The sequence below is a fragment of the Mesorhizobium sp. M8A.F.Ca.ET.218.01.1.1 genome (genome assembly GCF_004791165.1).
Taxonomy (GTDB): Bacteria; Pseudomonadota; Alphaproteobacteria; order Rhizobiales; family Rhizobiaceae; genus Mesorhizobium.
This window is the reverse complement of record NZ_SRUZ01000005.1, coordinates 480,642-493,178: the sequence shown is the minus strand read 5'-3', so window position 1 is coordinate 493,178 and position 12,537 is coordinate 480,642. Positions and strand designations below refer to the sequence as shown.

Sequence of the window (12,537 nt, the reverse complement as noted above, 5' to 3'; positions counted from 1 at the left end):
CGCTTGCGGCGATCCGTTGAGACTTTGAATCAACGAATAAGCGGCAGGAGTCAGCCCCCTGCCCGCTCCATGCCGAGGCGGGCGATGCGGCGCAGTTCGTCAATGGGGGTAAGTCCGCCGCTGCGCTCATAATGCCAGAAGGTCCAGCCATTGCAGGCGTCCAGCCCCTGCACCTCGGCGCCGATCTTGTGGATCGAGCCGGCGCTGTCGCCGATCGCCACGGTGCCGTCGGCGCGAACCTTGGCGGCCCAGCGCTTCTTGGCGTCATAGAGCGTGGCACCGGGCGTCACCAGACCGGTGTCGATCAGGCTGACGAAGGCGACGCGCGGCTCGGCGCGCTTGCCGGTAAGCACGGTGAGATCCGCTTCGTCGAGTGGCCGCACGGCATCGATGCGCTCATTGGCGGCGTCGATATAGGCCTGCTCGCGCTCGATGCCGACGAAGTGGCGGCCGAGGCGCTTGGCCACGGCACCCGTCGTGCCGGAGCCGAAGAACGGGTCGAGCACGACGTCCCCCGGCTTGGTCGAGGCCATCATGATACGGGCAAGCAGCGCCTCGGGCTTCTGTGTCGGATGCAGCTTGTCGCCATTGTCGTTCTTCAAGCGCTCGCCGCCGGTGCAGATCGGGAACAGCCAGTCGGAGCGCATCTGGATATCGTCGTTCGACGCCTTCAGCGCTTCGTAGTTGAAGGTATAGCCCTTGCCCTTCTGATCGCGCGAGGCCCAGATCATCGTCTCATGCGCGTTCTGGAAGCGGCGGCCGCGGAAATTCGGCATCGGATTGGTCTTGCGCCAGACCACGTCGTTGAGGATCCAGAAGCCGAGATCCTGCATCTTGGCGCCGACCCGGAAGATGTTGTGGTAGGAGCCGATGACCCAGATCGTGCCGTTGGGCTTCAGCACGCGGCGCGCCGCCAGCAGCCAGGCGCGGGTGAAGGCGTCATAGGCTTCGAAGCTCTCGAACTGGTCCCAGTCGTCGTCGACCGCATCGACCTTGGACTGGTCGGGACGATGCAGATCGCCGTCGAGCTGCAGATTGTAGGGGGGATCGGCAAAGATGACGTCGATCGACTTTTCCGGCAGGCGGTCGAGCGCCGCGACACAGTCGCCTTTCAGGATCGTGTCCAGCCATTCGGATTGCTGGGGAGCATGGGAGAGCTCGTCGAGAAGACGCACGGCTGACATTTTTACACCCAAGGCACGCGTTACTGTTTACTCCCCGTTATGGTTACCGATCAGCGTAAATATTCGGTGAAGCTTTATCGATCCGGTGCAGGAGTTTGCGAAGGCGTGCCCATTGGTGTATGCCGCGCCGCTTGAGCCCTGAGCGGCCATTTCTCCATCCTCCATCGTCCGGATCATCATGCCCCAGCCAGACCTTGTCATCTTCGATTGCGACGGCGTGCTCGTCGATTCCGAAATCATCGCCGCACGGGTCGAGGCCGAATTGATCACCCTGGCCGGATATGAAGTCTCGGCGGAGGAGATTGCCGAGACCTATGCGGGCCTGACCTTCAAGGACATACTGATGCGGATCGAGGAGAAGTCCAAGATCCCGTTCCAGGTCTCGTTGATCGATCGCGCCGAGGAACTGGTCGACCGCAAACTGCGCAGCGACGTTCGTGCCATCGAAGGCGTGCGGGAAGCGGTCGCCTCGGTCACGACGCAACGCTGCATCTGCTCCAATTCACGTTCGGAGCGGATCGAGTTCATGCTGGAGAAGGTGCATCTGCTGCCATTCTTCGCCGGACGCATCTTCTCGGCGCTGGAGACGCCCACCGGAAAGACCAAACCGGCCCCGGACGTGTTCCTGCATGCCGCCGAAAAGCTCGGCGCCAACCCGGCGAACACCTTCGTCATCGAGGATTCCGTGCACGGCGTCACCGGCGCCACGGCCGCCGGTATGCGCGTGATCGGTTTTACGGGCGCGAGCCACAGCTATCCCGGCCACGCCGATGCCCTGACGGAGGCCGGCGCCGAAACGGTGATCCGGCGGTGGGCGGAGTTGAAAAGCGTTATCGCGGCGCTGTCGGAGTGGTCTGCGAATGCTTGAGCTGCGTGCGCCCGACCGGACGCACGCCACGCTGAGGGCCGCTCAGTTCGTTGCCGCGGCTTTCTTCTTCTTGCGCTTCGACTTGTCGGTTGTAGCCTTGGGCGCGGTTTCATCATAACCGGCATAGGCCTGATAGTCCGCAGCCGTCGGCGCCGGTACGACGATATTGGAATCGGTGAAGACGAACTGGGTCGCGACCGAGGGATCGGTGACCTGGACCTGATACTGGTGGATTTGCGAATAAAGCACGTCGGTGCCGTGCATCACCGCGGTACGGATCGGCATGGTGATGGTGCCCGGAGTGAATTTCGGCCCTGGTACGATCTTGCCGGCAACCGCGATCGTCATCGTCAGTTGTCCGTCGGCACGGCTGCAATCGCGGGTCACGTCGCTGATCGATGCCTGATAAATGATCCTCGCCGAATCGTCGGGCGGAGTAGCGGCGGCGGCGTCAGCCGCTGCCTGGGCCGCTGCATCCGCAGCGGCGTCGCCGGTCTTCTTGAGCTTCGGCTTGGGCTTCCGGGCCTCGTTGACATAGGTGTTGAAGAACGCCGTGCCATCGCGCACCGTCACCCTTGGGCAGTAGGCGTTCAGCTGGCTGGCCAGCACCTTGGGGTCCTGCGGCGGCGGTGGCGCCGTCGGGTCCTTCTTGCCGAAACCGAGGTTCAAGATGCCATTGTCGCCGGATTGGCAGCCGGCGGCGGCAAGCATAAAGCCCGTGAGCGCGAGACCCGCCAAAAAGCGACCACTTGATATACGAAACGCCATGAAACTGCACTTCCCTCTCGCAAAGCTGGTGACGTATATCAACCGCGCGGCAAAAATGCGACTACAGCCGGTGCAGAAATTAACCACCTTGTGGTGAACGGAAAAACAGGCGGCAAACGGATCTGTGACATGCACTATGTGAGTACCCGCGGGGAAGCGCCCTCGCTTGGATTTTCCGACGCCGTCCTGGCCGGCCTGGCGCGCGATGGCGGGCTTTATGTGCCGCGCGAATGGCCACACTTCTCGTCATCCGAGATCCGCGCCATGCGTGGCCTTGCCTATCCTGACCTTGCAATCCGCCTGCTGACGCCGTTCCTCGGCGGCGAGATCGCCGCACCGGTCTTCGAGCGCCTGGTCCGCGAAGCCTATGCCACCTTCCGCCATGAGGCTGTCTGCCCGCTGGTCCAGACCGGCGCCAACACTTTTGTCCTCGAACTCTTCCATGGGCCGACGCTGGCGTTCAAGGACGTGGCGATGCAATTGCTTGCCCGGCTGATGGACCATGTGCTTGCCGAACGCGGCCAGCATGCCACCATCGTCGGCGCCACGTCGGGCGATACCGGCGGCGCGGCCATAGACGCCTTTGCCGGGCGCAGCCGCACCGACATCTTCATCCTGTTCCCGCATGGCCGCGTCTCGCCGGTGCAGCAGCGGCAGATGACCACGTCGAAGGCTGAAAATGTCCATGCACTGGCGATCGAAGGCAATTTCGACGACTGTCAGGGCCTGCTGAAGGATATGTTCAACGATCACGGCTTTCGCGACCGGGTGTCGCTGTCGGGGGTCAATTCGATCAACTGGGCGCGCATCATGGCCCAGATCGTCTATTATTTCTCCTCGGCATTGTCGCTCGGCGCACCGGACAGGCCGGTCTCCTTTACCGTGCCGACCGGCAATTTCGGCGATATCTTCGCCGGCTACGCCGCCAAGAAGATGGGCCTGCCGATCGACCGGCTGGTCATCGCCACCAACGACAACGACATATTGGCTCGCACCTTCGCGACCGGCGAATACCGCACCAAGGGCGTCTTTGCGACCACCTCGCCGTCGATGGACATCCAGGTTTCCTCGAACTTCGAACGCCTGCTTTTCGAGGCATCAAACCGCGATGCGGCGACGGTGCGGCGCTACATGGCCGGCCTGAAGCAATCGGGCGCTTTCACCATCGAAGCCCGGGAAATTGCCGGGATGCGGTCCGAATTCGATGCCGGCCGCGCCGATATGGACGAGGTCGCCGCCACCATCCGCTCGACGCTCGCGGGCAGCAATTATCTTCTAGATCCGCACACCGCCGCGGCCATGTATGTCGCGGCCGGCAAAGCATCGGGCGCCGTGCCGATGGTGGTGCTGGGCACTGCACATCCGGCGAAATTCCCGGCCGCCGTCGAGGCCGCCAGCGGTGTCTCGCCCGCCCTGCCCGCATGGCTAGGGGGATTGATGACATTTGAGGAAAAATACACGGTACTTCCATCCGACCTGAAAATGGTGGAAGATTACGTCAGCCGCCGTGCGCGGGCGGCGCGTTAGGGAGTACGAGCCATATGGGTGTTGAGGTAAGCCGTCTGTCGAACGGCCTGACAGTCGCCACCGAAACCCTTCCAAGTATCGAATCGGTTGCCTTGGGTGCCTGGGTCAAGTCGGGTGCCCGCAATGAACGCGAAGAAGAGCATGGCATGGCCCATCTGCTCGAACACATGGCGTTCAAGGGGACGAAGCGGCGAAGCGCCTTCGAGATCGCCTCGGAAATCGAGGACGTCGGCGGCGAGATCAATGCCGCCACCAGCGTCGAGACCACCTCCTACTACGCCAGGGTGCTCTCCGACGACGTGCCGCTGGCCGTCGACATCCTGTCCGACATCCTGCAGGAGTCCGAATTCGACCCGCAGGAACTCGAGCGCGAGCAGCACGTCATCCTGCAGGAGATCGGCGCCGCGCACGACACGCCCGACGACATCGTTTTCGACCGTTTCACCGAGACGGCCTTCCGCCACCAGACCATCGGCCGCTCGATCCTGGGCACGCCCGAAACGGTAAAATCCTTCACCTCCAAGCAGTTGCACGATTTCATCGAACGCCAGTATGGCGCCGAGCGGATGGTGATCGTGGCGGCCGGCGACATCAAGCACGACAAGTTCGTGCGCGAGGTCGAAAACCGGCTCGGCGGCTTCCGCAGCAAGGCCGACAGCACCATTCCGCAATACGCGCAATATGTCGGCGGCGATTTCCGTGAGGACCGCGACCTGATGGACGCGCAGATCGTGCTGGGCTTCGAGGGCCGCGCCTATCATGTGCGCGATTTCTACGCCTCGCAGGTGCTGTCGATGATTCTGGGCGGCGGCATGTCGTCGCGTCTGTTCCAGGAAGTCCGCGAGAAACGCGGCCTGTGCTATTCGGTCTATGCCTTCCACTGGGGTTTTTCCGATACGGGCATATTCGGCGTCCATGCCGCCACGGGGCAAAGCGACATCGCCAAGCTGGTGCCTGTCATCATTGACGAGTTGCAGAAGGCCGGCGAGAGCATCCTTCAAGAAGAACTCGACCGTGCGCGCGCCCAGTATCGCGCCGGGCTGATCATGTCCGCCGAAAGTCCGGCCAGCCGTGCCTCGCAGATCGCGCGCCAACTGCTGCTTTTCGGCCGTCCGATCGCAAAGGAAGAGTTGATGGAGCGGCTGGCGGCGCTGACGATCGAGCGCCTGACCGACCTGTCGTCGCGGATGTTCTCGACCAAGCCGACGCTTACCGCTGTCGGGCCCGTGGGTACGCTGGCACCATACGAGGCGATCCTCGATTCGCTTCCGGGTACGCAGGCCACGGCCCGCAGGCTCGCCGTCTAAGTCCCAAGCGCCGTGTTCGCGCTCCCTTTCTTTCGCCGTGACCTGCCGGCACTGAAGGGCAACCTCGTCACGCTGCGCGTGCCGTTCACCAGCGATTATCGCGAGTGGTCGGCGGTGCGCGGCGAAAGCCGGACGTTCCTGGAGCCGTGGGAGCCGCGCTGGACCCCCGACGAACTCGACCGCACGGCATGGCGCCTGCGCATCAGCCGCTATCGCGAGGACTATGCACAGGGAACGGCGATCGCCTTCTTCATCTTCGAGAAGTCGAGCGGCAAGCTCGCGGGCGGCATCACGCTCGGCAACATACGTCACGGCGTCTCGCAAAGCGGCCATGTCGGCTACTGGATCGGCGAACGCTTCGGCGGCCGTGGCCTGATGACCGACGCGGTCAAGGTGGTGGCCCGCTTCGCCTTCGATACGCTGAGGTTGCACCGGATCGAAGCCGCCTGTATTCCCGACAATATCAGGTCGATCCGCGTGCTTGAAAAAGCCGGATTCCGGCGCGAAGGACTTCTGCGATCCTATCTCAGGATCAACGGCATCTGGCAGGACCATTACCTCTACGCCCGGATCGCCGACGATCCGCCGGGCGCTGGAACGAAGGACTGATTTTTGACGAATTTCCTGCGAAACGGACCGCTGTTCGCCTTTCTGCTGGCGACGATGCTGACGCTGTGCGCGGCTTCGTCGGCCTTTGCCGTAGAACCCATCAAGATTGCCCGCGACGATGTCGCGCTCGACCTTTCGCGCGCCGTCGAGATCTACCGCAATCAGGGTGAGAACTTCCAGGTGTCGACCGCGCCCGGGCCGGACGGCATCGTGCGGCGCATCGAGGTCGAAGCCAACGACGCCCGCTCGACCGGCGACTGGGCGGTGTTCGCGCTCGCCAACACCACCGACCAGCAGCTCGACAGGCTGATCGTCGCGCCGCATTTCCGGCTGGTCAATTCCGGCATCTTCTGGCCGGATCTCGGCTCGACGCGCATCGCCGCCATCACGCCCAGCGAAGGCTTCGCGCTCGACCGCCAGACCAGCCCCGATGCCGACGTGTTCCGGGTGACGCTGAACCCCGGCACGGTGATCACCTTCATCGCCGAGCTTGCCTCGCCGAAGCTGCCGCAAGTCTACCTCTGGGATCCGGAATCCTACAAGGACTCGGTCAATTCCTACACGCTGTTTCGCGGCATCGTCATCGGCATTGCCGGCCTTCTGGCGCTGTTCCTGACCATCCTGTTCGTCGTCAAGGGAACGTCGATGTTCCCGGCGACGGCAGCCCTCGCCTGGGCGGTTCTTGCCTATATCTGCGTCGATTTCGGCTTCCTCAACAAGGTCATCGAGATTTCGCCCGGCAACGAGCAGATGTGGCGAGCCGGAACGGAGGTGGCGCTGGCGGCGACCTTCGTGGTGTTCCTGTTCGCCTATCTCAACCTCAATCGGTGGCACGGCCATTTCAGCTATGGCGCCCTGGTCTGGATCCTCGGCCTGCTGCTGATCGCCGGCGTCGCCATCGTCGATCCGGCGGTCGCCGCCGGCATCGCCCGCATCTCGTTTGCCGCCACGGCGCTGACCGGGCTCGGCCTGATCATCTTCCTCGGCATTCGTGGTTATGACCGCGCCATCATGCTGGTGCCCAGTTGGGTCATGGTGCTGTTATGGCTATGCGGGTCGTGGATGGCGATCACCGGCATGCTCGACAACGACATCGCCCAGCCAGCACTTGGCGGCGGGCTGATCCTGATCATCCTCTTGATCGGCTTCACCGTCATGCAGCACGCCTTTGCAGGCGGTGCGCTGCATCAGGGGCTGTTCTCCGATCTCGAGCGACAGGCGCTGGCCGTCGCGGGGTCGGGCGATACGGTGTGGGATTGGGACGTGCTGCGCGACCGCGTGGTGACCAAGCCCGATGTCAGCATCCAGCTCGGCCTTGCTCCCAACAGCCTGGGCGGTGCCGCGCGCAACTGGCTGCCGGTGCTGCACGCCGATGACCGCGACACGTTCCGCACGACGCTCGACGTCGTTCTGGAACATCGCCGCGGCAAGGTGGCGCAGAATTTCCGCCTGCGCGGCGCCGACGGGCACTATCACTGGTTTGCCCTGCGCGCGCGCCCGGTCATCGGGTCGGACGGCGAGGTGATCCGCTGCGTCGGCACCATGGTCGACGTCACCGAACAGAAGAAATCCGAGGAAAGGCTGCTGCACGACGCCGTGCATGACAACCTGACCGGCCTGCCGAACCGCGAATTGTTCATGAACCGGCTGGAGGCGATCATCTCGATCGCCCGCACCGAGGAGAAGGTGCGTCCGACCGTCTTCGTCATCGACATCGACCGCTTCAAGCAGGTCAATGACGGGCTCGGCATCTCGGCCGGCGACACCATCCTGCTCACCATCGCGCGCCGCCTGCACCGGCTGTTGAAGCCGAAGGATTCGCTGTCGCGCTTCGCCGGCGACCAGTTCGCCCTGATGCTGCTGTCGGAGCAGGATCCCGCCCGCATCGCCGGCGTGGCCGATGCCATCAAGCATGCGATCAACAACCCCATCACCTTTGCCAAGCGCGAGATCGTGCTGACCGCCTCGATCGGGCTGATCACCTGGACCTCGGCGCAGACCTCGGCGGAGGACATGGTCAAGGACGCCGAGCTCGCCATGCATCAGGCCAAGCGTTTTGGCGGCGACAGGATCGAGCCGTTCCGCCCGGCTTTCCGCACCGTCGGCACAGATCGGCTGCAATTCGAATCCGACCTGCGGCGCGCCATTGAGCGGCGCGAATTCACGCTTGCCTACCAGCCGATCGTGCGGCTCGAGGACGGCAGCGTTGCCGGCTTCGAAGCGTTGCTGCGCTGGGACCATCCACGCCGCGGCATGATCCCGCCGGCCGATTTCATCCCGGTCGCCGAAAGCTGTGGGCTGATCGTGCAGCTTGGCCTGTTCGCCATGCAGCAGGCGGCCGAGGATCTCGCGGGATGGCAAAAGCAGATCGGCGACGCACCGCTGTCGGTCTCGGTCAACCTGTCCAGCCGCCAGCTCATCCGCCGCGACCTGGTCAGCGATGTGCGTTCCGTGATCGCACGCGCCAATTTGAAGCCGCGCTGCTTCCGGCTCGAACTCACCGAGTCCCTGGTCATGGACAATCCCGAACAGACGGCCCATGTGCTGACCAAGCTGAAACAGCTCGGCATTGGCCTGTCGCTGGACGATTTCGGCACCGGCTATTCATCGCTCGCCTATCTGACGCGGTTCCCCTTCGACACCATCAAGATCGACAAGAGCTTCGTCGACGACAGCACGCCCAAGCGTGCCGTGCTGCTCAAATCCATGGTCAACATGGCGCATGAGCTCGGCCTGTCTGTCGTCGCCGAGGGCATCTCCGACGAGCGCGATGCGCTCGAGCTGCGCCAGATGGGCTGCGAATATGTGCAGAGCTTCATGTTCGGCGCGCCGATGCCGGGCGACCAGGTGCTGAAGACGCTGAAGGAGCAGTATCCGCTGACGCAGGCCTAGAAGCCTTGGGCGTCGGCCCGATATGTTACGCGTGGCCGGCGGCGAGGCTGAGATGCGCGAGATCGATGCCGATCGAGGCAAGGATCCGGTCGTATTTACGCTCGATATCGGCGTCGAACAGCAATTCCGGTGTTGCCGGGCAGGTCAGCCAGCCATTCTCGGCGATCTCGGTCTCCAGTTGGCCGGCGCCCCAGCCGGAATAGCCCAGCGCCATCAGCGCACGACGCGGCCCGCGCCCCGACGATATCGCCCGCAATATGTCAACCGTCGCGGTCAGGCAGATGTCGTCGGAAACGGTGAGCGAGGATTCCACGCGGTAGTCACCCGAATGCAGGACGAAGCCCCGGCTGCGGTCGACAGGCCCGCCATTGCGCACGACGAAATCGCGCGCCTGCGCCGGCAGGCGGATCGCCTCCTGCTCGTTCATGATGCCGAGCTGCACCAGAAGGTCCGGAAACAGCATCTGCTGCGTCTGATTGATGATCAGGCCCATCGCGCCTTCATCGCTGTGCGCGCAGATGTAGATGACCGAGCGCGTGAAACGGTCGTCCTTCATGCCAGGCATGGCAATCAGGAACTGATCGTCGAGAAAGCCACGGCGGGCGGCTGTCTTCTTGTGGCGCAACAAATCCATTCCAGGGAGGGTAACGCGTTTCCCGGGCGCCGAAAAGATGCGCCGTACCGGATTCGACCAAAGCCCATATTGCGGGGCCGGTCTTGGCTTGCCCACAAAGGTCACGCAAATATGATATCAGCACGGCCATGAAATCATTGCGCGGCCACGAACGGACGATCAAATCACCGCCATGCAAAGCTTGAAAATCCTGTTGCTCGGCGCCGCCATCGGATTGGCAACCGCCCTTCCCGCCACCGCCTCCTCATCCGCCTGGTACAACAGCGAAGGCGGCAAGGTGCGGCTGGTGACATCAGGCAAGCCGGACGACGCCGGCCGCATCCGGGGTGTCCTCGACATAGCCCTCAAACCCGGCTGGAAGACCTATTGGCGCGACCCGGGTGACGCCGGCGTGCCGCCGCAGCTCGACATTTCGGCCAGCACCAATATCGCCGATGCGACACTGTCGTTTCCCGCGCCGCAGCGCCACGACGATGGCTATGGCAAATGGGCCGGCTACAACTATCCGGTTTCGCTGCCGGTGACGTTCACGCTGTCGACGCCGAACCAGCCAGCCGTCATCGATGCCGACGTCTTTCTCGGCATTTGTGAAACCATCTGCATCCCCGTACAGACACGGCTGAGCGTCGACCCCGCTGCCGATCCCGACAATGCCGACGACACGGCATTGGTAAAGGCGAGTTTCACGGCATTGCCGGCGGCTGCAAAACCCGACTTTGGCATCAAGGTGCTGCCGGGCAATCACGAGACGCTGGTTGTCGAGGCGAGTTTTCCTGGCGATCCGCAGGCGGCGGATTTCTTCGTCGCCGGCGAGCGCGACTATATGTTCGGCACCCCTTCCCGTGCGGAAAAGGACGGCAAGTTGATCTTCACCGTGCCGATCCTCGATCGCCCCTCGACGACGCCGACGGACGGCGGGCTTCATTACACGCTGACGAGTTCGGCGGGCGCGGTCGAAGGGCTGCTGCCTTTCCCTTGATCCAGCTTGCCCGAACAGTTGCAGGGAGCCCCCTAGTTCGCTACGCAAGCACCGTCCTTCCCCAAATCCCCAAGCGAGGAACTCATGACCCTTTCCGTTGGCGACAAGCTGCCCGAGGCGACCTTCAAGACCATGACCGCCGACGGCGCCAAGGCGATCACGTCGGCCGAGATTTTCCCGGGCAAGAAAGTGGTTCTGTTCGGCGTTCCCGGCGCCTTCACGCCGACCTGCAGCAACAACCATCTGCCCGGCTATCTCGAGAACCATGACGCGATCCTGGCGCGCGGCGTCGACACCATCGCAGTCGTTTCAGTCAACGACGTCCACGTCATGGGCGCCTGGGCGCGCTTCACCGGCGGCGAAGGCAAGATCCTGTTCCTCGCCGACGGCAATGGCGATTTCGCCAAGGCGGTCGGTCTTGACGCGGACTACTCCGGTGGCGGCATGGGCCTGCGCTCGAAGCGGTTTTCGATGATTATCGACGACGGCAAGGTCACCGCGCTCAATGTCGAGACCAAACCCGGCGTCGACGAGTCCGGCGCGGCTCATATTCTCGGCCAGCTCTGAATTTCGACGACCTGTCCGGCGGGGGTCGCAACGGCTGGCCTCGCCTAACAAGCGGCTGCGCTCCAGAACTGCCGGCTTTCGGGGGGAATTCCAACGATGTTTGACATCATCTGGCGCGCTATCGCGATCGGCGTCGGCGCCACTGTCCTGATGGATATCTGGGCCTTCTTCCTGCACAACGCGTTCGGCCAACCACGGCCGAACTGGGGGCCGGTCGGGCGCTGGGTCTGGCATCTGCGTCACAAGGTGTTTCACGACGATATTGGCGATGCCACGCCCTACGCCCATGAGAAGGCGCTGGGCTGGGCTTTCCATTACTTCGTCGGCATTGTCTACGGCATCATCCTGGTGGTGCTGGCGGGCGCGGGCTGGTTGGCGGCCCCGACCTTCCTGCCGGCCTTCATCCTCGGCATCGTCACCATCGGCGCCGGCTGGTTCCTGCTGGCGCCAGGCATGGGCGCCGGCTGGGCGGCGTCAAAGCGGCCTAATCCGATGCTGATCCGCGCCCTCAACCTGGTCTCGCACACGGTGTTCGCTCTTGGGCTTTGGGGCACGGCGCTGCTGATCCGCTAAGGATTCAGGGGCTGTTCTACCCTGTCGATCGGCCGCCATCCATGGATGAGGCGGCGGGCGCCGATATCGTAGGCGAAATAGTTGCCGCCGCCCGCCGGCTGATCCGCGTCGCGGCTGATCCGGCTGTCGCTCAGCGACACCAGCAGGAGCGTGCCGACACCGCCATGTCCGACAAAGGCGATATCTCCGGCGCCGCCGGCATCAAGCACGGCCTCGACCTCGCTCACAATGCGCTGCTGCGCGTCGATGGCTCGCTCCCAGCCACGAATGCTTTCGTGCGGATTGGCGAAGAAACGGTCGGCGACCGCCTCGAACTCAGGAGGCGGCAGGAAACCCGTCGCCGACCGGTCGTTCTCATGCATCCGCTCCCTCACCTGCACCGCAAGGTCGAGGTGCCGCCCGAGCACCTCGGCGGTTTCAACGGCCTTGCGTTCGCCCGATGACACCACACGCGCGATCGATGCGATCCACGGCTGGTCCAGCATTGCATGCGCCCTGGCGCGGCCGATGTCGGACAGACCCCAATCCGGCACCGGAATGGTGGCGTCGATCTGAACCTGAGGATGGGTGATGTAGTAGGCGATCGACATGACAGAAACTCTCCGGCCGGTCAGCCCCCTCGAACAGAA

General features: G+C 63.6%; 12 protein-coding genes. 8 read left to right on the top strand and 4 right to left on the bottom strand.

Annotated features, from left to right (window positions below; translation table 11 throughout):
* Nucleotides 1-50 precede the first annotated feature (50 nt).
* Nucleotides 51-1,184, bottom strand: coding sequence for a site-specific DNA-methyltransferase (locus EN861_RS21065; protein ID WP_127278140.1), 1,134 nt, complete (start codon nucleotides 1,182-1,184; stop codon nucleotides 51-53).
* Between the two features lie 178 nt (nucleotides 1,185-1,362).
* Here EN861_RS21065 and EN861_RS21060 point away from each other — a divergent pair, with 178 nt between their 5' ends.
* Complete coding sequence (locus tag EN861_RS21060; protein WP_127278139.1) at nucleotides 1,363-2,052, top strand: HAD family hydrolase; 690 nt, start codon at nucleotides 1,363-1,365, stop codon at nucleotides 2,050-2,052.
* 42 nt (nucleotides 2,053-2,094) lie between these two features.
* Here EN861_RS21060 and EN861_RS21055 read toward each other — a convergent pair whose 3' ends face one another.
* Nucleotides 2,095-2,820 (bottom strand): hypothetical protein, encoded by a 726-nt coding sequence (locus EN861_RS21055; protein ID WP_127278138.1) that lies wholly within the window; start codon nucleotides 2,818-2,820, stop codon nucleotides 2,095-2,097.
* A 129-nt stretch (nucleotides 2,821-2,949) separates the two neighbouring features.
* Here EN861_RS21055 and thrC point away from each other — a divergent pair, with 129 nt between their 5' ends.
* Genes thrC through EN861_RS21035 form a run of 4 tightly spaced genes read left to right on the top strand, consistent with a single transcriptional unit; the run spans nucleotide 2,950 to nucleotide 9,155 of the window.
* Nucleotides 2,950-4,347 (top strand): threonine synthase, encoded by a 1,398-nt coding sequence (gene thrC, locus EN861_RS21050; protein WP_135865355.1) that lies wholly within the window; start codon nucleotides 2,950-2,952, stop codon nucleotides 4,345-4,347.
* A gap of 14 nt (nucleotides 4,348-4,361) precedes the next feature.
* Nucleotides 4,362-5,654, top strand: a complete 1,293-nt coding sequence (locus EN861_RS21045) for a pitrilysin family protein (RefSeq protein ID WP_127278136.1) — start codon at nucleotides 4,362-4,364, stop codon at nucleotides 5,652-5,654.
* A 12-nt stretch (nucleotides 5,655-5,666) separates the two neighbouring features.
* Nucleotides 5,667-6,263: a GNAT family protein gene (locus tag EN861_RS21040; RefSeq protein WP_127278135.1), complete on the top strand. Its 597-nt coding sequence runs from the start codon at nucleotides 5,667-5,669 to the stop codon at nucleotides 6,261-6,263.
* Nucleotides 6,264-6,266: 3 nt separating this feature from the next.
* Complete coding sequence (locus tag EN861_RS21035; RefSeq protein WP_127873126.1) at nucleotides 6,267-9,155, top strand: EAL domain-containing protein; 2,889 nt, start codon at nucleotides 6,267-6,269, stop codon at nucleotides 9,153-9,155.
* 25 nt (nucleotides 9,156-9,180) lie between these two features.
* On the opposite strand, the gene EN861_RS21030 is transcribed toward EN861_RS21035, so the two are convergent.
* Nucleotides 9,181-9,789, bottom strand: a complete 609-nt coding sequence (locus EN861_RS21030; protein WP_127281136.1) for a YqgE/AlgH family protein — start codon at nucleotides 9,787-9,789, stop codon at nucleotides 9,181-9,183.
* A 172-nt stretch (nucleotides 9,790-9,961) separates the two neighbouring features.
* Here EN861_RS21030 and EN861_RS21025 point away from each other — a divergent pair, with 172 nt between their 5' ends.
* The 3 genes from EN861_RS21025 to EN861_RS21015 all read left to right on the top strand — a co-directional run bounded on the left by EN861_RS21025 (nucleotide 9,962) and on the right by EN861_RS21015 (nucleotide 11,908).
* Nucleotides 9,962-10,768, top strand: coding sequence for a protein-disulfide reductase DsbD domain-containing protein (locus EN861_RS21025; RefSeq protein WP_135865344.1), 807 nt, complete (start codon nucleotides 9,962-9,964; stop codon nucleotides 10,766-10,768).
* An 84-nt stretch (nucleotides 10,769-10,852) separates the two neighbouring features.
* Entirely contained in the window at nucleotides 10,853-11,335 is a 483-nt protein-coding gene (locus EN861_RS21020; RefSeq protein ID WP_127280543.1) for a peroxiredoxin, read from the top strand.
* 96 nt (nucleotides 11,336-11,431) lie between these two features.
* Nucleotides 11,432-11,908, top strand: a complete 477-nt coding sequence (locus EN861_RS21015) for a DUF2938 domain-containing protein (RefSeq protein ID WP_135865342.1) — start codon at nucleotides 11,432-11,434, stop codon at nucleotides 11,906-11,908.
* Here EN861_RS21015 and EN861_RS21010 read toward each other — a convergent pair.
* A complete protein-coding gene (locus tag EN861_RS21010) occupies nucleotides 11,905-12,498 on the bottom strand; it encodes a histidine phosphatase family protein (protein ID WP_127280541.1) in 594 nt (197 codons plus the stop codon). The two genes, EN861_RS21015 and EN861_RS21010, sit on opposite strands and share 4 nt — an antisense overlap.
* Nucleotides 12,499-12,537: the final 39 nt, after the last annotated feature.